14 protein-coding genes are annotated in these 18,867 nt (G+C 61.9%); 2 read left to right on the top strand and 12 right to left on the bottom strand.

The window, feature by feature from the left end; all coding sequences use genetic code 11:
• Window positions 1–137 precede the first annotated feature (137 nt).
• From gcvT to arcD (GIW04_RS05910), 10 genes are all read right to left on the bottom strand, one after another.
• Window positions 138–1,262, bottom strand: a complete 1,125-nt coding sequence (gene gcvT / locus GIW04_RS05865; RefSeq protein WP_003193832.1) for a glycine cleavage system aminomethyltransferase GcvT — start codon at window positions 1,260–1,262, stop codon at window positions 138–140.
• A gap of 39 nt (window positions 1,263–1,301) precedes the next feature.
• Complete coding sequence (locus tag GIW04_RS05870; RefSeq protein WP_034128553.1) at window positions 1,302–2,678, bottom strand: L-serine ammonia-lyase; 1,377 nt, start codon at window positions 2,676–2,678, stop codon at window positions 1,302–1,304.
• 160 nt (window positions 2,679–2,838) lie between these two features.
• Window positions 2,839–5,676, bottom strand: coding sequence for an aminomethyl-transferring glycine dehydrogenase (gene gcvP / locus GIW04_RS05875; RefSeq protein ID WP_120248610.1), 2,838 nt, complete (start codon window positions 5,674–5,676; stop codon window positions 2,839–2,841).
• A 10-nt stretch (window positions 5,677–5,686) separates the two neighbouring features.
• The gene (gene gcvH, locus GIW04_RS05880; RefSeq protein ID WP_003193826.1) at window positions 5,687–6,070 is read right to left on the bottom strand and encodes a glycine cleavage system protein GcvH; all 384 of its coding nucleotides are present in this window, start codon (window positions 6,068–6,070) and stop codon (window positions 5,687–5,689) included.
• Between the two features lie 405 nt (window positions 6,071–6,475).
• Window positions 6,476–7,984: a sigma-54-dependent transcriptional regulator gene (locus tag GIW04_RS05885; RefSeq protein WP_120248611.1), complete on the bottom strand. Its 1,509-nt coding sequence runs from the start codon at window positions 7,982–7,984 to the stop codon at window positions 6,476–6,478.
• A 172-nt stretch (window positions 7,985–8,156) separates the two neighbouring features.
• Window positions 8,157–8,519 carry a DUF5064 family protein gene (locus GIW04_RS05890; protein WP_003193821.1) on the bottom strand — a complete coding sequence of 121 codons (363 nt, stop codon included), beginning with the start codon at window positions 8,517–8,519 and terminating at the stop codon, window positions 8,157–8,159.
• 18 nt (window positions 8,520–8,537) lie between these two features.
• Window positions 8,538–9,467 carry a carbamate kinase gene (arcC, locus tag GIW04_RS05895; RefSeq protein WP_120248612.1) on the bottom strand — a complete coding sequence of 310 codons (930 nt, stop codon included), beginning with the start codon at window positions 9,465–9,467 and terminating at the stop codon, window positions 8,538–8,540.
• Window positions 9,468–9,603: 136 nt separating this feature from the next.
• A complete protein-coding gene (locus tag GIW04_RS05900; RefSeq protein ID WP_003193818.1) occupies window positions 9,604–10,614 on the bottom strand; it encodes an ornithine carbamoyltransferase in 1,011 nt (336 codons plus the stop codon).
• 12 nt (window positions 10,615–10,626) lie between these two features.
• Window positions 10,627–11,883: an arginine deiminase gene (arcA, locus tag GIW04_RS05905; RefSeq protein ID WP_014719694.1), complete on the bottom strand. Its 1,257-nt coding sequence runs from the start codon at window positions 11,881–11,883 to the stop codon at window positions 10,627–10,629.
• 24 nt (window positions 11,884–11,907) lie between these two features.
• Complete coding sequence (gene arcD, locus GIW04_RS05910) at window positions 11,908–13,335, bottom strand: arginine-ornithine antiporter (protein ID WP_014719693.1); 1,428 nt, start codon at window positions 13,333–13,335, stop codon at window positions 11,908–11,910.
• 397 nt (window positions 13,336–13,732) lie between these two features.
• On the opposite strand from arcD (GIW04_RS05910), the gene arcD (GIW04_RS05915) reads away from it, so the two are divergent.
• Window positions 13,733–15,160 carry an arginine-ornithine antiporter gene (arcD, locus tag GIW04_RS05915; protein WP_120248613.1) on the top strand — a complete coding sequence of 476 codons (1,428 nt, stop codon included), beginning with the start codon at window positions 13,733–13,735 and terminating at the stop codon, window positions 15,158–15,160.
• A complete protein-coding gene (locus GIW04_RS05920) occupies window positions 15,157–16,020 on the top strand; it encodes a DNA-3-methyladenine glycosylase family protein (protein ID WP_003193810.1) in 864 nt (287 codons plus the stop codon). Before arcD (GIW04_RS05915) ends, GIW04_RS05920 begins: the two co-directional genes overlap by 4 nt.
• A gap of 88 nt (window positions 16,021–16,108) precedes the next feature.
• On the opposite strand, the gene GIW04_RS05925 is transcribed toward GIW04_RS05920, so the two are convergent.
• Window positions 16,109–17,458 (bottom strand): CoA transferase, encoded by a 1,350-nt coding sequence (locus GIW04_RS05925; protein WP_120248614.1) that lies wholly within the window; start codon window positions 17,456–17,458, stop codon window positions 16,109–16,111.
• 37 nt (window positions 17,459–17,495) lie between these two features.
• Window positions 17,496–18,842 (bottom strand): sensor histidine kinase, encoded by a 1,347-nt coding sequence (locus GIW04_RS05930; protein WP_034134363.1) that lies wholly within the window; start codon window positions 18,840–18,842, stop codon window positions 17,496–17,498.
• Window positions 18,843–18,867: the final 25 nt, after the last annotated feature.

Below are 18,867 nucleotides of genomic sequence, written 5' to 3' on the forward strand. Positions count from 1 at the left end.
GACTTATTCGATAGAGTTATTCACTTGTTATAGGGCGTTAGCTATAAAAATGCCTATCGTCAATGCACTGTTTTATGGCGGTTGCGTTACAGTTTAGTGCGCGTCAACGCAACCGCGTTACTTATAGAAACAGTCAATCAACCGCGGTAGTAACGTTGCGGGACGAATGGCATTTTACTTACACGTAGTGGCACCTTTTTCCCACGTACCATTGCGCAAACTTCGGTATCCAATGCGACAAATGCGCTGTCCAGGTAACCCATCGCCAGCGGGCCGCCCAAGGTGGGGCCGAAGCCGCCGCTGCAGACGCTGCCGATCACGGTGCCCTGGGCATCGACGATTTCTGCGCCTTCACGCACCGGGGTACGCTCCTGCGGCAGCAGGCCTATTCGTTTGCGGGCCACACCGGTTTGCTGCTGGGTGAAGATGCGGTCGGCGCCGGGGAAGCCGCCAGCCCGCGCGCCATCGGCACGCCGGGCCTTGGAGATCGCCCACAGCAGGCTGGCTTCAATTGGCGTGGTGTCGGTGTTCATGTCGTGGCCGTACAGGCATAGGCCGGCTTCCAGGCGCAGCGAATCGCGGGCGCCCAGGCCGATGGCCTGCACTTCGGTTTCGGCCAGCAGGCTGCGGGCCAGGCTCTCGGCATTGGCCGCCGGCACGGAGATTTCAAAGCCGTCTTCGCCGGTGTAGCCGGAGCGGCTGACGTAGCAGTCCACGCCCAGCAAACGCAGGGTGGCAAATTGCATGAAGGTCATCTGGGTGACTTCAGGGGCCAGGCGCGCCAATACTTTCACTGCCGCCGGGCCTTGCAGGGCCAGCAGGGCGCGTTCTTCGAACAGCGGTTCGATGGTGCATTGGTCGCCGATATGTGTGCGCAGGTGCGCCAGGTCCTGGTCCTTGCAGGCGGCGTTGACCACCAGGAACAACTCGTCGTTGCCCAGGTTGGCGACCATCAGGTCGTCGAGGATGCCGCCTTGCTCGTTGGTGAACATCGCATAGCGCTGCATGCCCACCGGCAGGTCGATGATATCGACGGGCACCAGGGTTTCCAGGGCCTTGGCCGCATTCGCGCCGGTGAGGCGGATCTGGCCCATGTGTGAAACGTCGAACAACCCGGCCTGTTCACGGGTGTGCAGGTGTTCTTTCATCACGCCCAAGGGGTACTGCACCGGCATGTCGTAGCCGGCGAAGGGCACCATGCGTGCGCCCAGTTCCAGGTGCAGGGCGTGCAGAGGAGTTTTCAACAGGGTTTCGGTGGACATATTCAGCTCCTGAAAAACGTGCCGACGCGCTTGTGGGCGTCAGCACTCGATAATGTTGACCGCCAAACCGCCACGGGCGGTTTCCTTGTATTTGCTTTTCATGTCGGCGCCGGTCTGGCGCATGGTGCGGATGACCTTGTCGAGGGACACAAAGTGTTGCCCGTCGCCACGCAGGGCCATGCGCACCGCATTGATCGCCTTCACCGAGCCCATGGCATTGCGCTCGATGCACGGCACCTGCACCAGCCCGCCAATCGGGTCGCAGGTCAGGCCGAGGTTGTGTTCCATGCCGATCTCGGCGGCGTTTTCCACTTGGGACACGCTGCCGCCCAACACTTCGCAGAGTGCGCCTGCGGCCATGGAACAGGCCACGCCGACTTCGCCCTGGCACCCGACTTCGGCGCCTGAGATCGAAGCGTTTTCCTTGTACAAAATGCCGATGGCGGCGGCGGTGAGCAAAAAGCGCACCACGCCGTCTTCGTTCGCGCCGGGGATAAAACGCATGTAGTAATGCAGCACGGCGGGAATGATCCCGGCCGCACCGTTGGTGGGCGCGGTGACCACGCGCCCGCCATTGGCGTTTTCTTCGTTGACCGCCAGCGCATACAGGTTGACCCAGTCCAGCACTGAGAGCGGGTCGCGCAGCGCCGACTCGGGGTTCTTGCACAACTGCCGGTGCAAGGCCGCTGCCCGGCGCTTGACCTTCAAGCCTCCGGGCAAGATGCCTTCGTTGCGGCAGCCGGCATCGACGCAGTCCTGCATCACCTGCCAGATCTTCAACAACCCGCTGCGAGTTTCCGCTTCCGGGCGCCAGGCGCTTTCATTGGTCAGCATCACCTGGCTGATAGACAGGCCATAGGTGGTGCAATGGCCGAGCAAGTCCTTGGCGTGTTTGAACGGGAAGGTCAGGGGTGTGGCGTCTTCGACGATACGGTCGGCGCCCGCCGCGTCTTCATCCACCACGAAACCGCCACCGACCGAGTAGTACTCGCGGCTACGGGTCTGAATGCCGGCGGCGTCAAAGGCACGAAAAATCATGCCATTGGGATGGTAGGCAAGGGGCTTGCGAATCATCGCCAGGTGTTCTTTCTCGTTGAACGCAATGCTGTGTTCGCCGAGCAGGTTGAGGCGCCCGTCACTGCGCATCTGCGCCAGGCGTGCAGCCACGGTTTCGGTGTTCACGGTGTCCGGGTGTTCGCCTTCCAGCCCCAGCAACACGGCCTTGTCGCTGCCGTGGCCTTTGCCGGTGGCGCCCAGCGACCCGTAGAGTTCCACCTTGATGCCGGTGGTAGCCTCCAACAGGTTGTCACGCTTGAGCCCCTCGACGAATCGAGCGGCGGCACGCATCGGGCCGACGGTGTGGGAACTGGAGGGGCCGATGCCAATCTTGAACAGGTCGAACACGCTAAGGGACATGGTTGTTCTCCGGTTTCTTATTATTTTCTGAGGTGGACTCGGCCAATGTGGGAGCCGGGCTTGCCCGCGATAGCGGTGGGTCAGACAACATCACTGTCGGCTGATACACCGCTATCGCAGGCAAGCCAGCTCCCACACTGGCCGCGTATCTCCCGTCAGATCAGGCGTAGCTCTCGATAGAAGGGCACGCACACACCAGGTTGCGATCGCCAAACACGTTGTCGACCCGGCCAACCGGCGGCCAGTACTTGCCTTCGATCAACGACGCCACCGGGTACACCGCTTGTTCACGGCTGTAAGGATGGCTCCATTCGCCCACCAGTTCAGCGGCGGTGTGCGGCGCGTTCTTGAGGGGGTTGTCGTCTTTGTCGAGGGTGCCGTTTTCTACCGCGCGGATTTCTTCGCGGATGGCGATCATGGCGTCGCAGAAGCGGTCCAGTTCTTCCTTGGATTCACTTTCGGTCGGCTCGATCATCAAGGTGCCGGCCACCGGGAACGACATGGTCGGCGCGTGGAAACCAAAATCGATCAGGCGCTTGGCCACGTCGTCCACGCTGATGCCGCTGCTGTCTTTCAACGGGCGCAAATCCAGGATGCATTCGTGGGCTACCAGGCCATTGCTGCCGGTGTACAGCACCGGGTAGTGCTCTTCCAGGCGACGGGAAATGTAGTTGGCATTCAGGATCGCCAACTGCGACGCACGCTTGAGGCCGGCGCCGCCCATCATGCTGATGTACATCCAGGTGATCGGCAAAATGCTCGCGCTGCCGAACGGCGCTGCGCACACCGCGCCCTCTTTGCGCTCCATGGCCGCGTGGCCGGGCAGGAATGGCGTGAGGTGCGACTTGACGCCAATCGGGCCAACGCCTGGGCCGCCACCGCCGTGGGGAATGCAGAAGGTCTTGTGCAGGTTCAGGTGGGACACGTCGCCGCCGAACTTGCCCGGTGCGCACAGGCCGACCATCGCGTTCATGTTGGCGCCGTCGATGTACACCTGGCCGCCGTTGTCATGAATGATCCCGCAGATTTCGCGGATACCTTCCTCAAACACACCGTGGGTGGACGGGTAGGTGATCATCAGCGCGGCAAGGTGTTCGCGGTGCTCGATGGCCTTGGCGCGCAGGTCTTCGATATCGACGTTGCCGCGTGCATCGCAAGCGGTCACCACTACGCGCATGCCGGCCATGTTGGCGGTCGCAGGGTTGGTGCCGTGGGCTGATGACGGGATCAGACAGATGTCGCGACGTGCTTCGCCACGGCTCTGGTGATAGGCGCGGATGGCCAACAGGCCCGCGTACTCACCTTGGGAGCCGGCGTTCGGCTGCAGGGAGATCGCGTCATAACCGGTGGCCGCGCAGAGCATGGCTTCCAGTTCGCTGGTCAGTTGCTGGTAGCCGGCGCTTTGCGCAGCGGGGGCGAATGGGTGCAGGGCACCGAATTCGGCCCAGGTCACCGGGATCATTTCGCTGGCGGCGTTGAGCTTCATGGTGCACGAGCCCAGCGGGATCATGGTGCGGTCCAGGGCCAGGTCTTTGTCGGCCAGCTTGCGCAGGTAGCGCATCAGCTCGGTTTCCGAGTGGTAGCGATTGAAGACCGGGTGGCTGAGGATCGGCGATTGGCGCAGCAATGCGCTCGGCAGGGTGCTGTCGGTGGCGGCAAAGGCTGGCAGGGTTTTGCCGTCGGCGAAGATCGCCCACAAGGCCTCAATATCGGCCTGGGTGGTGGTTTCGTCGACCGACAAGCCAACGCGCTCGCCGTCTACTACACGCAGGTTGATGCGCTGGGCGCGGGCCTTGTCGTGCAGGGCGGCAGTGTGAGCGCCGGTGTGGATTGTCAGGGTGTCGAAGAAGTGTGCCTGCTCGACGTTCTGGCCCAGGGCCGTCAAGCCCTTGGCCAGGATCGCGGTCAGCTGGTGAATGCGCTGGGCGATCTGGGTCAGGCCTTTGGGGCCGTGGTACACGGCGTACATGCTGGCGATGTTGGCCAGCAGCACTTGGGCGGTGCAGATGTTGCTGGTGGCTTTCTCGCGGCGGATATGTTGCTCGCGGGTCTGCATGGCCAGGCGCAGGGCCGGCTTGCCGAAGCGGTCTACCGACACACCGACCAGACGGCCTGGCATGTCGCGCTTGAACGCATCCTTGGTGGAGAAGTACGCGGCGTGTGGGCCACCGAAGCCCAGTGGCACGCCAAAGCGTTGTGCGCTGCCAATGGCCACGTCGGCGCCGAATTCGCCCGGCGGCGTCAGCAGGGTCAGGGCCATCAGGTCGGCGGCCACGGCGACCAGTGCGTTGGCGGCGTGGAAGCGTTCGGTCAGTTCGCGATAGTCGAACACGTCGCCGTTGCTGGCCGGGTATTGCAGCAGCGCGCCGAAGAACGGGCTGACGTCGGTCAGTTCACGCTCATCGCCGACCACCACATCGATGCCCAAAGGTTCAGCACGGGTGCGCAATACGTCGAGGGTTTGCGGGTGGCTGTGCACCGACGCGAAGAACGCGTGGCTGCCTTTGTTCTTGCTCAGGCGCTTGCAGAAGGTCATGGCTTCAGCAGCGGCGGTGGCTTCGTCAAGCAGGGAGGCGTTGGCAATCGGCAGGCCGGTGAGGTCGCTGATCAGGGTCTGGAAGTTCAGCAGGGCTTCCAGGCGGCCTTGGGAAATCTCGGGTTGATACGGCGTGTAGGCGGTGTACCAGGCCGGGTTTTCCAGCAGGTTGCGCAGGATCGGCGACGGCGTGTGGCAGTTGTAATAGCCCTGGCCGATGTAGGTCTTGAACAGTTGGTTCTGGCTGGCGATGGCCTTGATCTTGGCCAGGGCCTGGGCTTCGCTCAGGCCGTCTTCCAGGCCGAGTACGCTGGTGCCCTTGATGCTTTCCGGGATCACGCTGGCGCTTAGCGCTTCGAGGGAATCAAACCCCAGGCTGGCGAGCATCTGCTGCTCATCTTCCTGGCGCGGGCCGATGTGGCGGGCGATGAATTCGTTGGCGGTGGTCAGATTAACGGTCATGGCGCGCTCCTCAGGCTTCAGCGTTGGCTTTGATCAGGCGGTCGTACGCATCCTGATCCAACAGCTTAGCCACTGCATCGGCATCGGCGGGTTTAAAGCGGAAGAACCAGCCTTCGCCCATCGGGTCTTCGTTGACCAGTTCCGGGCTGGCATCGAGCTTGTCGTTGACTTCCAGGACTTCACCGTCCAACGGCATGTACACACCGCTGGCGGCTTTTACCGACTCAACGGTGGAGGCTTCGGCGCCCTTTTCGTAAGCCTGCAACTCCGGCAGTTGCACGAAAACCACATCACCCAGCGCGTTCTGCGCAAACGCGGTGATACCCACGGTGACGCTGCCATCGGCTTCGGCGCGCAGCCATTCGTGATCTTCAGTGAAACGCAACTCGCTCATGGAAACTCCTCAGGGCCAGAATCGTCTGGTGGACGGGATTGGAATAATGAGGAGTTGCTTAGCAATATCGCGGCCAACGTTATTAAATCGTTATAGATCAATGGGTTAATAAATTCGGCGAAAAGGTTGGCTGAGGACGCTGTAGCGATTTCGCTACAGTCCGGTGGGTGAAAAAAAGCCTATGTGGATCAAAGCCTTGCATGGCGCGCAAAAAACAGGGTTGTAGCGATATCGTTACGCTGTAGCGCTTTCAGTACACTGAATGTCGTTCCCAGACCAAATCTGGATTGCGCCTTTGTGGGAGCTGGCTTGCCTGCGATGGCGGTCTACCCGTCACTAAGGAGCTGGATGACCCACCGCTATCGCAGGCAAGCCAGCTCCCACAGTTGAACCGCGTTTATTCCGTCAGGGCTTGTTGGGAATGCCGTACTTGCGCAGGCGGTGGGCGATAGCCGTGTGGGAGGTTTGCAAGCGGCTGGCCAGTTGGCGGGTCGAGGGGTAGCGACTGTAGAGGCTTTCCAGCAGGCTGCGCTCGAAATCTTCCACGGCCTGTTCCAGGCTGTCGACTTCACCATCGCTCTGGCGCGCCACGGAGGTGCCGGCGATGTCCAGGTCGCCGATGTCCACCAGGCTGCTTTCGCAGATGGCGGCAGCGCGGAAGATCACGTTTTGCAACTGCCGCACGTTGCCCGGCCAGTGGTTTCCGAGCAGGGCAGGATAGGTACCCGGCGCCAGGCGGCAGACCGGGCGCTGGATCTGCGCGCAGGCTTGCTGCATGAAGTAGCGCGCCAGCAGCAGGATGTCCTGGCCGCGTTCACGCAAGGGCGGCACGGCGACGTTGAGCACGTTGAGGCGGTAGAACAGGTCTTCGCGAAAGGTGCCTTCGCTGACCATCTTTTCCAGGTCGCGGTGGGTGGCGCTGAGGATGCGCACATTGACCTTCACCTCGCGGTCGCCGCCCACGCGGCGAAAGCTGCCGTCATTGAGAAAGCGCAGCAGTTTGGCTTGCAGGTACGGCGACATTTCACCGATCTCATCGAGGAACACCGTGCCCTGGTTGGCCAGCTCCATCAGCCCCGGTTTGCCACCGCGTTGCGCGCCGGTAAAGGCGCCAGGCGCATAGCCGAACAATTCGCTTTCGGCGAGGTTTTCCGGCAGTGCCGCGCAGTTCAGTGCCAGGAACGGCGCACTGTGACGCGTGCTGATGGCGTGGCAGGCGCGGGCCACCAGCTCTTTGCCGGTGCCGGTTTCGCCCTGGATCAGCAGCGGTGCATCCAGCGCCGCCACCCGTTGCGCCCGTGCCTTGAGCGTGCGGATCGCTGGCGACTCGCCCAGCAGCGCATCAAACCCTTCGGCATGGTCATGGTGCAGCGCAGACAGTTGTTCGCCGATGCGGTTGGGTTGGTAAAGGGTGAGCAGGGCGCCGGCGTCGGTGATCGGCGTGGCGCCCAGTAGCAAGGTCTGGCCGTTCACGCTGATCTCGCGCAGCGGCAATCGAAAGCCCTGCTCCAGCAGGGTCTCCAGCAAGGCCGCGTCATCGAACAGCTCGGTGATGCTTTCGCCGGCTGGTTCACGGCCGTACAAGGCGATCAATGCCGGGTTGGCCAGCAGGATCTTGCCGGCGCTGTCCAGGGCCAGTACCGGGTCGGTCATGGCCGCCAGCAGGGCGTCGAGTTGCAAGTGGCGGCGCTGGCCCGGAAGAATGTCGACGACCTTTACCGCTTGCACGCCGTGCACGCTGAACAACGCGTCGCGCAGCTCTTCGAGCACGTCGGCGCTGAGGGTTGGCGCGTCGATATAGACGTTGGGCGGCACCATCTCCACCGCATCCAGATTGAGATTGCGCCCACCGAGCAAGGCCAGGACTTCCTGGGTGATGCCGACGCGGTCGATGAAGCTGACGTGGATACGCATGGGGCGGATCTTGATTCTGGAGTGCCGAGGGTGGCCAGTATGCCTTGGAGCCGGTGGAGATCAAAATGTGGGAGCTGGCTTGCCTGCGATGGCGGTGGGTCAGTTACCGAGAATATCGTCTGACAGGTCGCTATCGCAGGCAAGCCAGCTCCCACATTCGATTGGGGGCAGGTTATTCCAGATGTTCGGGTTTGACCGGGTCGCCGGATTTCATACCCAACTGCTGGCGCACATCCTCAAACATCAGATCGTAATGCTTGTGTTGTGAACCAACGCTGCTATGGGTCTTGGGAATGCCGTACTTTTCAACAATCTTAGTCACATTGCTGGCGAAGTTGTAGGCCTGGTCCTTGGGCAGGAAAAAGGTCTCTTTCATGGCCTTGCCCTGGATGCTGCCATGCAGGGTGAACTGCATGCCTTTGCCTTCGCGCTCATGCGTGAAGACTTCGTAGTCCAGGCACAGGTCGTAGCTGACATCGTCCTTGTTCAGCGCGTGTCGCTCGATATGCAGGTGGCCGGGTTCAAAGATAGCCATAGGCGTTTCTCCTCAACTTCACAGGTAGGTGATGCCAGGTTTGGCCGTGCTGATGCGCGTGCCGGCGCTGCCCTGGACGATGGCTTCGATGTCCGAGAGTGAACCGATCACCGCGGTTTTGCCAGTCTGGCGGGCGAACTCGCAGGCGGCTTGGACCTTGGGGCCCATGGAGCCGGCGGCGAAGCCGAGTTTTTCCATATCGTCGGGGTGGGCCTGGCTGATGGCCTTCTGGGTTGGCTTGCCGAAGTCGATAAAGGCGGCGTTGACGTCGGTGGCGATGACCAGCAAATCGGCCTCCAGTTGCGTGGCCAGCAAGGAGGAGCACAGGTCTTTGTCGATCACCGCCTCGATGCCCTTGAGCTTGCCGTCTTCGCCATACATCGTTGGGATGCCGCCGCCACCGGCGCAGATCACGATGGCTTTTTTCTCCAGCAGCCATTTGATCGGGCGGATTTCAAAGATGCGTTTGGGGCGCGGGCTGGCGACCACGCGGCGGTATTTGTCGCCGTCGGGCGCGATGGCCCAGCCTTTCTCGGTGGCGAGTTTCTCGGCTTCGGCTTTGGCGTACACCGGGCCGATGGGCTTGGTGGGGTTCTGGAAGGCCGGGTCCTTGGCGTCCACTTCCACTTGGGTGAGCAGGGTGGCGAACGGCACTTCAAAGTCCAGCAGGTTGCCCAGTTCCTGTTCGATGATGTAGCCGATCATGCCTTCGGTCTCGGCGCCCAGCACGTCCAGCGGGTAAGGCGAGACGCTGGTGTAGGCCGCTGCCTGCAATGACAGCAGGCCCACTTGCGGGCCATTGCCGTGGGCGATCACCAGCTCGTTGCCGGGGTGGATCTTGGCGATCTGTTCGGTGGCGATACGGATATTGGCCCGTTGATTGTCTGCGGTCATGGGTTCACCACGACGCAGGAGGGCGTTGCCGCCCAGGGCTACGACGATGCGCATACAGAATGTCCTTCTAGAATGATCGTTCCCACGCTCTGCGTGGGAATGCCTCACCGGACGCTCTGCGTCCGCTCTTGTGGCGCAGAGCGCCACTGGCTGCATTCCCACGCGGAGCGTGGGAACGATCAGAGTGGGGTTAGATGTCTGCCAACGCCGACACCAGAATCGCCTTGATGGTATGCATGCGGTTTTCCGCCTGCTCGAAGGCGATATTGGCCGGCGACTCAAACACCTCTTCGGTCACTTCCACGCCATTGGCCAGGTGCGGATAGCGCGCTGCGATGTCCTTGCCGACCTTGGTTTCACTGTTGTGGAACGCCGGCAGGCAATGCATGAATTTCACCCGAGGGTTGCCCGAGGCTTTCATCATCTTGGCGTTGACCTGGTACGGCAGCAGTTGCTCGATGCGCTCGTCCCACGCTTCCACCGGTTCGCCCATGGACACCCAGATATCGGTGTGGATGAAGTCCACGCCCTTCACGGCCTCTGCAGGGTCTTCGGTGATGGTGATGCGTGCGCCGCTTTCCTCGGCAAAGGCCTGGCACTCTTTGATGAAATCTTCATGGGGCCACAGCGCTTTCGGCGCGCCGATGCGCACGTCCATGCCGAGCTTGGCGCCGATCATCAGCAGCGAGTTGCCCATGTTGTAGCGCGCGTCCCCCAGGTACGCGTAGCTGATGTCATGCAGCGGCTTGTCGCTGTGTTCGCGCATGGTCAGGGTGTCGGCGATCATCTGGGTCGGGTGGAATTCGGCGGTGAGGCCGTTGAACACCGGCACGCCCGCAAACTTGGCCAGCTCTTCGACGATTTCCTGTTCAAAGCCACGGTATTCAATGGCATCGAACATCCGGCCCAATACGCGGGCGGTGTCTTTCATGCTTTCTTTGTGGCCGATCTGCGACGACACCGGGTCGATATAGGTGACGTGGGCGCCTTGGTCATGGGCCGCGACTTCGAAGGCACAGCGAGTGCGGGTCGAGGTTTTTTCGAAGATCAGCGCGATGTTCTTGCCCTGCAAGTGCGGGCGCTCGGTGCCGGTGTATTTGGCACGCTTGAGGTCGCGGGACAGGTCCAGCAGGTAATGCAGCTCGCGGGTGGTGTGGTGCATCAGCGACAGCAGGCTGCGGTTGCGCATATTGAAAGCCATGATGGAATCTCCTTAATAGTCGATAGGGTCGCGGATGATCGGGCAGGTCATGCAGTGGCCGCCGCCACGGCCACGGCCGAGTTCACCGGCGCTGATGGTGATCACTTCCACACCGGCCTTGCGCAGCAAGGTGTTGGTGTAGGTGTTGCGGTCGTAGCCAATCACCACGCCCGGCTCCACGGCCACCACGTTGTTGCCGTCATCCCATTGCTCGCGTTCGGCGGCGAAGCTGTTGCCGCCGGTCTCGACCACGCGCAGGGCCTTGAGGTTGAGGGCTGCGGCCACGGTTTCGAGGAAGTTGGTTTTCTCGCGCTGAATGTCGATGCCGTGGGGCTTGCTCTCGTCAGGGCGCAGGGTGAACGGCACGATCTGGTTGACCACTTCGGGGAAGACGGTGACCAGGTCGCGGTCGCAGAAGCTGAACACGGTGTCCAGGTGCATCGCGGCGCGGGATTTGGGCAGGCCGGCAACGATGACGCGTTCCACGGCTTTGTTCTGGAACAGGTTGCGCGCCAGTTGGCCGATGGCCTGGTGGGACGAGCGCTCGCCCATGCCGATCAACACCACGCCGTTGCCAATCGGCATCACGTCGCCGCCTTCGAGCGTCGCGGCGCCATGTTCCTGGTCGGGGTCGCCGTACCAGATCTGGAAGTCCGCGTTGGTGAACTCAGGGTGGAATTTGTAGATGGCGCTGGTCAGCAGGGTTTCCTGACGTCGCGCCGGCCAGTACATCGGGTTGAGCGTCACGCCGCCGTAGATCCAGCAGGTGGTATCGCGGGTGAACTGGGTGTTGGGCAGCGGCGGCAGGATGAAGCTGGCGTGGCCGAGAAAATCGCGGAACATCTCGATGGTCTTGCCACCGAAGCTGCTCGGCAGGTCGTCGGCCGATACGCCGCCAATCAGGTACTCACTGATTTTGCGCGGCTCCAGGCTGCGCAGCCACGAGCCAACTTCATCGACCAGGCCCAGGCCTACGGTGTTGGCGGTGATCTTGCGCTCCAGGATCCAGTCCAGCGCTTCGGGGTTGGCGACGATGTCGGTGAGCAGGTTGTGCATTTCCAGCACATCAATGTCCCGCTCGCGCATCTTGGTGACGAAGTCGAAGTGGTCGCGCTTGGCCTGGGCCACCCATAGCACGTCATCGAACAGCAGCTCGTCGCAGTTGTTGGGGGTCAGCCGCTGGTGGGCCAAACCTGGGGAGCACACCATGACTTTGCGCAGTTTGCCGGCTTCGGAATGTACGCCGTACTTCACTTTTTCCGTGGTCATTACAGATCCTCCAGTGAACAACAATTACAGGGTCAGGAAGCCGTCGTAGAGCCCATAGGCCGCCACCAGGGCGCCAATGACCACTGCGGCGAAAATCAGCTTCTCGACGGGGGTGAAAATCGGTTTGCCCAGTTCACGCTTGGCCTTGGCGAACAGGATCGCGCCGGGGGCGTAGAGCAGGGCGGAGAGCAGCAGGTATTTGGTGCCGCCGGCATACAGCAGCCAGATCGCATAGATCAGGGCGATGGCGCCGATGAACAGGTCCTTTCTGCGCTCTTTGAGGGCGTTCTCGTAGGTCTCGCCGCGCACCGCCAGCAGCAGGGCGTAGGCCGCCGACCACAGGTAAGGCACCAGGATCATCGAGGTGGCGAGGTAGATCAGTGACAGGTAGGTGCTGGCGGAAAACAGCGTGATCACCAGGAATATCTGCACCATTGCGTTGGTCAGCCACAGCGCGTTGACCGGCACATGGTTGGCGTTTTCCTTGCGCAGGAACTCCGGCATGGTGTGGTCTTTGGCGGCGGCGAACATGATCTCCGCACACAGCAGCACCCAAGACAGCAGCGCGCCGAGCAGCGAGATGATCAAGCCCACACTGATCAGCACCGCACCCCAGTGGCCCACCACATGCTCCAGCACGGCGGCCATCGACGGGTTCTGCAGCTTGGCCAGTTCCGGTTGGGTCATGATCCCCAGGGACAGCACGTTCACCAGCATCAGGAACAGCAGCACGGTGATAAAGCCGATCACGGTGGCCTTGCCCACGTCACTGCGTTTTTCGGCACGGGACGAGAAGATGCTCGCGCCTTCGATGCCGATAAACACCCACACGGTGACCAGCATCATGTTGCGCACCTGGTTCATCACGCTGCCCAGGTCCGGGTTTTTCACGCCCCAGATGTCAGCGGTGAAGATGTCCAGCTTGAACGCGAACAGCGCGATGAGCACGAACAGCAGCAGCGGCACCACCTTGGCGACGGTGGTCACCAGGTTGATGAACGCGGCTTCCTTGATCCCGCGCAGCACCAGGAAATGCACGGCCCACAACAGCACTGACGCAGCGATCACCGCCGTCGGGGTGTTGCCTTCGCCAAAGACCGGGAAGAAGTAGCCCAGGGTGCTGAACAGCAAGACGAAGTAGCCGACGTTGCCCAGCCAGGCGCTGATCCAGTAGCCCCAGGCGGATGAAAAGCCCATGTAGTCGCCGAAACCGGCCTTGGCGTAGGCGTAGACCCCGCCGTCGAGGTCAGGCTTGCGGTTGGCGAGGGTCTGGAACACGAAGGCGAGGGTCAACATGCCGATGGCGGTAATCACCCAGCCGATCAACACCGCACCGACATCGGCGCTGGCGGCCATGTTTTGTGGCAATGAAAAGATACCGCCGCCAATCATCGAGCCTACGACAAGTGCGACCAAGGCGCCTAGTCGAAGTTTTCCGGGAGTTTCAGACATTGCATGACTCCAATGCAGGAGAAGAGAGACCACAGAATAATTCCGTGCGCTAATCAAACAGCTGACTCAGATCACTTCATTGGCACATTCCATTGTGAATTAACGACTTAGGGTGAGGTTTTTGCGGACGAACAAGTCCCGCAAAGGCGCTTGATAGAGCGCTCTTTGCTTTGTGGTTAATCATTTGGTCGAGGGCATGGGTGTTGACGCTAGTTCGTATTTGCGAATGTGCAAATTTTTTGTACGTTGTTTGACTATCGCTTCATAATTGACGTATTTAAATTCTAAATAAGCCTAAACTTCCTACCTTTACATATCCTTATGTTATGACAACGTCATTAATCTGAATTACTTGTGTGCGCAGTTGTCGCCCAACCGTTTATTTCGAGGAAGCTGCATGACCCAACCCGCCCAGAAACTCCGGCTCAGTGCCCTGATCGCCCTGGTGGTGGGCTCGATGATTGGCGGCGGCATCTTTTCATTGCCGCAGAACATGGCCGCCCGTGCCGAAGTGGGCGCCATATTGATCGGCTGGGCGATCACCGCCATCGGCATGCTGACCCTGGCCTTTGTGTTCCAGACGTTGGCGAACCGTAAGCCCGAACTGGACTCCGGGGTGTATGCCTACGCCAAGGCGGGTTTTGGCGACTACATGGGCTTTTCATCCGCCTGGGGTTACTGGATCAGTGCGTGGATGGGCAATGTCGGTTATTTCGTCTTGCTATTCAGCACCCTCGGCTACTTTTTTCCGGCGTTCGGCCAGGGCAATACGCCGCTTGCCATCGGCTGCGCGTCGCTGTTGCTGTGGGCCGTACATTTTCTGGTGATGCGCGGGATCAAAGAGGCAGCGTTCATCAATCAGGTGACGACGGTGGCGAAGATCGTGCCGCTGCTGATGTTTATCGTGATCGCCGCCGTTGCATTCAAGGCGGATATTTTCACCCGCGATATCTGGGGAATGGGTAACCCGCAGATGGGCAGCGTGGTCGAGCAGGTGCGCCACATGATGCTGGTCACGGTGTTTGTATTTATCGGGATCGAAGGCGCCAGTGTGTATTCGGCGCGGGCGCAGAAACGCTCGGACGTGGGGCGCGCCACGGTGATTGGTTTCGTGGGCGTGCTGGCCTTGCTGGTGCTGGTGAATGTGTTGTCCCTGGGCATCATGAGCCAGCCGGAGCTGGCGCAATTGCAGAACCCGTCCCTGGCCGGTGTGTTGGAGCATATCGTCGGGCCTTGGGGCGCGGTATTGATCAGTATCGGCCTGGCGGTTTCGCTGCTCGGCGCGTTGCTCTCCTGGGCGCTGCTGTGCGCGGAAATCCTCTATGCCACCGCCCAGGACAAGACCATGCCGGCGTTCCTGAAGAAGGAAAACGCCAATCAGGTGCCGGTCAATGCCTTATGGCTGACCAACGTGATGATCCAGGCATTCCTGGTGATCACGCTATTTTCAGCCAGCACCTACACCACCCTGATCTACCTGGCGTCGTCGATGATCCTGGTGCCTTACTTGTGGTCGGCGGCCTATGCGGTGCTATTGAGCGCGCGCGGCGAAACCTATGCCGGCTGGCAGCGCCGGCGCATGAAAGATCTGCTGGTGGGGCTGATTGCCCTCGGTTACGCGATTTGGCTGCTGTATGCGGGGGGCTTGAAGTACTTGCTGCTGTCGGCGTTGCTGTACGCACCGGGCGTGATCCTGTTTGCCCTGGCCAAGCGCGAGCAGGGCCAGCCGTTGTTTACCACCGTGGAAAAAGGCATTTTCAGCGGCGTGATCGCGGGCGCCGGGTTGGCCGCGTACGGGCTGTATAGCGGGGTATTGTCACTGTGAGGTTGGCGTATCAACCGCCCTACGACTGGGCGGCGATGCTGGGGTTCTTATCGGTGCGAGCGATTACCGGGTTGGAAACCGTGGTCGCTGGCGTGTACCGACGCAGCATCAGTGTGGCAGGGATACATGGCTGGATCAGCGTCGAACCGGGGGCGGGGGATTGGCTGGAGGTGACGGTCGACTTTCCCGAGCCTGGCGCCATGCCTGAGATCGAGCGGCGCTTGCGCAGGATGTTTGATCTGGATGCCGTGCCTGAGGTAATCAACGCGCAATTGGCGCAGGACCCCCTGATGGCGCAACTGGTTGCGGCCCGTCCTGGCCTGCGGCTGCCTGGCACCTGGGATGGGTTGGAGCTGGCGATTCGTGCGGTGCTGGGTCAGCAGATCACCGTGGTGGCGGCGATTCGCCTGGCGGGCAAGTTGGTGGCGCAGTATGGTCAGGCGCTGTCAACCCCGCACGCCGGTATCACCCACCTGTTTCCGACACCTGAAGTGCTGGCGGCGGCGGACCTGGCCACCCTGGGCATGCCCAAGGCGCGGGGGCGTACCTTGTCTGGTGTGGCCCAGGCGCTGTTGGATGACCCACAGCTTTTCGAACCCAAGGCCAGCCTCCAGGACGGCGTTGCACGGCTGGTTGCGTTGCCGGGGATTGGAGAGTGGACCGCGCAGTACATCGCCATGCGCCAGTTGCGCGAGGTGGATGCATTTGCGTCGGGGGATATCGGGCTGATCAATGCTTTGGCAGCGTTGGAAGGTGGGCCGGTGTCGGCGCGGCAGTTATTGGCGCGGGCCGAGGCGTGGCGGCCGTTGAGGGCGTATGCGGCGCAGCATTTGTGGACGTCGTTGAACCGCGGGGATTGATGGCGACGGTGATGGCCCCATCGCGGGCAAGCTCGGCTCCCACTCTGATCCTGTGGGAGCTGGCTTGCCTGCGATAGCGGCGCCCAGGTCACCACTGAGGCCGGTGTGACCCTAACTCCACCGCCGGTAAATCCCACTGCAACGGCGTGCCACTGATGCTCAGCGGCGCCAGTAGCCGGTGGGCCTGGCCCCAGGCTGTCTGCTCCACGACCAGGCCTTGGTCATTAATGTCTTCCTCGCGCAATGCCGCTTGCTGTGCCACTGGCCCGGCCTCCACCAGTAACTTCGCCGTACGCGCCAACGACAAACGCGCCGACCCGCCGCGTCCGGAGTCCAGGCGCTCGGCCAACGCCCGGATCGCACTGGCGGCCATCAAATAGCCGGTAGCGTGATCCAGCGCCTGCACCGGCAGCGGCAGCGGTTTATCCGTCTGTTTCCAGGCCATGCCGGCCTCGGCAATCCCGCTGCTCATCTGCACCAGGCTGTCAAAACCACGACGATTACGCCAAGGGCCGCTCCAGCCGTAGGCGTTGAGGCTGACATCGATCAGGCCGGGGGCGAGGTGTTGCCGTTCGCCAAGGGTGTAACCCAGTTGTTCCAGGGCATCGGCGCGGTAGCCGTGGAACAGGATGTCGGCGTCCTTGAGCAACGCTTCGAACACCTGTCGGTCGTCGTGGCGCTTTAGATCAAGGCGAGCGCAGCGTTTACCCAGGGTCATTTCCGGGACGACGCCAGGCTCGTTCCAGGTGGGTGAGTCGATGCGCAGTACGTCGGCACCCAAGCCGGCGAGGAACCGACTGGCCACCGGGCCGGCCAGCACCCGGGTCAAATCCAGCACCTTGATGCCAGCCAGTGGGCGAGCGGCTGAGCCGAGCCAGGGTGTGTCGATGCCGGGGTCGAAGAGCTCGCGCTGGATCAACGCGTCGGCATTTACCGCCAAGCCCTGGGGGTGCTGCTGCCAGGCTTGCCAGCTACGCATCTGCGCCGCACAACCGCCCGCATCGACCACCGCCTGTTCCAGTTCGGCGGCTTTCCAGGTTGCAACTTTACTTGCCATTGCTGCGCGATCAGCGGCAGGCCCCAGTACCCGCTCGGCCGCTGCACGATGATGGGGCGCGTTGGTGTGCAAGCGAATCCAGCCATCGGCGCTGGCGTAGTCACCCGCTACCGGGTCCCACAAAGGCGGCACTTGCCAACCCACGGGGCGAATCGACGAGGAGAACCACAACGAGGCCAGGCGCCGATCCACGCTGACGCTGGGCAGGCGCCCGGTTTGTTGCTCAATCAACTGCGCGACGGCCTGGCCGGCGGCGCCGATGCTGGCGGCCGCCAGGTCAGTCACGGCAAAGGTCGAAGGCAGGGCGCCGGCCTGGGGCTGGGGCAATGGGGCGTGCGGTAAAGCGAGTGCGGCTTGGATGGGAGTCAGCAGGTCAGTCATCAAAGGCCCTCCGTAAGAGAAGGGCCACTATAGAAGATCATCCCACTGGTATGGCAACCCCAGGGATCAAGGGCAGTTCGATGCTGGCGATAAAACCGCCCTCGGGATGGTTGGCCAGGATCAGGTTGCCGCCATGGCGCTCGGCGGCGCGACGGGCGATGGCCAGGCCCAGGCCATGGCCTTGGGCGGTCTGGCCCGGCGCACGGTAGAACGGCTCGCCCAATTGGCTCAGGTGCTCGGCTTCAACGCCGGGGCCGTGGTCGCGTACGCTGATCAGAATGCGCCCGCCTTGATGCTGGGCCTGCAATTCAATCGGCTCGCCCACCGGGTTGAAGCGCTGGGCATTGCGCAGCAGGTTGTCCACGGCGCGTTCGATCATGGTCGGCCAGCCTTTAAGCTGTAAATCATTGGCAGTCGTCAGTTGCACCACTTGCTCAGGGGCACTGAGTTGGGCGTCCTTTTGCAGAGCCCTGAGCAACGGGTTTAGATCGATGTCTTCGGCGCTGGCGTTGTCGGCGTCGACCCGTGCCAATACCAGGATCTCGCTGATCAAGGCTTCCAGGCGATCGCATTCGCGGGTCAGGCGTGGCCAGAGTTTTTCCCGTTCTTCGGGGCTGGCGCGTTCGGCCAGGGCCAGGGCGATACGCAAGCGCGCCAGGGGGGAGCGCAGTTCGTGGGAGACGTCGCGCAGCAACTGGCGCTGGCTGCCGATCAGGCTTTGCAGGCGCGCGCCCATGCGGTTGAAGTCGTTGGCCAGCACGCCGAACTCGTCGCGCCGATTGGCCAGTTGCGCCAGGCTGTTCTGTTGATAAGTGGTTTGCCCCAGATCATGCACCGCGCCGCGCAAACGGCTGAGTGGGCGGGTGATGGACAAGGTCACCAGCAGGCTGAACAGGGTCAGCACCACCAGGGTAATCGCCAATGCACTGAGCGGCCACAGCAGGCTGCTGCGGTGCCAGGCGTCCAGCTCCGGGTGAGGAATACGGTAAATCAGCAGATAGGTATCGCCGGTTTTGGCGCTGGTGTACTCGGCGGTCAGGCGCCGCCAGGGCAGGTGGCCGTCCTGGCTGTCGTTCTGGCGGGCTTCGAACGCGGCGGCGCGGCGCGGGAAGGTGCCGCGCACCACCGGGTCGCCGCTTTCGTTAAGCACTTGCACGTCGATGTGGTACTGGCGTTTGCGCTGCTGCAACAAGTCCTGGGCGGCATCTTCGCCCTGGGTTTCGTAGAGCTGCGTCCACTCCTGGGCCAGGTTGTTGAGCCCAGGGTGGCGGCTGAGAATCCAGGCGTCCTGGTTGAGCATGTGCCCAAGCAGGATCGATAACCCGGCAACCAGGGCGATGGCCAGCCAGAAACTCGCCAGGATACGCCAGAACAATGAACGCACAGGAAACCCTCAAACAGGAAAAGCC

This window comes from Pseudomonas sp. PA-4-8C (assembly GCF_021606625.1).
Taxonomy (GTDB): domain Bacteria; phylum Pseudomonadota; class Gammaproteobacteria; order Pseudomonadales; family Pseudomonadaceae; genus Aquipseudomonas; species Aquipseudomonas lactis.

Coding starts and splice junctions, on each gene's coding strand:
- gcvT (WP_003193832.1), bottom strand. CDS start 1,262: ATGTCCACCGAAACCCTGTTGAAAACTCCTCTGCACGCCCTGCACCTG.
- GIW04_RS05870 (WP_034128553.1), bottom strand. CDS start 2,678: ATGTCCCTTAGCGTGTTCGACCTGTTCAAGATTGGCATCGGCCCCTCC.
- gcvP (WP_120248610.1), bottom strand. CDS start 5,676: ATGACCGTTAATCTGACCACCGCCAACGAATTCATCGCCCGCCACATC.
- gcvH (WP_003193826.1), bottom strand. CDS start 6,070: ATGAGCGAGTTGCGTTTCACTGAAGATCACGAATGGCTGCGCGCCGAA.
- GIW04_RS05885 (WP_120248611.1), bottom strand. CDS start 7,984: ATGCGTATCCACGTCAGCTTCATCGACCGCGTCGGCATCACCCAGGAA.
- GIW04_RS05890 (WP_003193821.1), bottom strand. CDS start 8,519: ATGGCTATCTTTGAACCCGGCCACCTGCATATCGAGCGACACGCGCTG.
- arcC (WP_120248612.1), bottom strand. CDS start 9,467: ATGCGCATCGTCGTAGCCCTGGGCGGCAACGCCCTCCTGCGTCGTGGT.
- GIW04_RS05900 (WP_003193818.1), bottom strand. CDS start 10,614: ATGGCTTTCAATATGCGCAACCGCAGCCTGCTGTCGCTGATGCACCAC.
- arcA (WP_014719694.1), bottom strand. CDS start 11,883: ATGACCACGGAAAAAGTGAAGTACGGCGTACATTCCGAAGCCGGCAAA.
- arcD (WP_014719693.1), bottom strand. CDS start 13,335: ATGTCTGAAACTCCCGGAAAACTTCGACTAGGCGCCTTGGTCGCACTT.
- arcD (WP_120248613.1), top strand. CDS start 13,733: ATGACCCAACCCGCCCAGAAACTCCGGCTCAGTGCCCTGATCGCCCTG.
- GIW04_RS05925 (WP_120248614.1), bottom strand. CDS start 17,458: ATGACTGACCTGCTGACTCCCATCCAAGCCGCACTCGCTTTACCGCAC.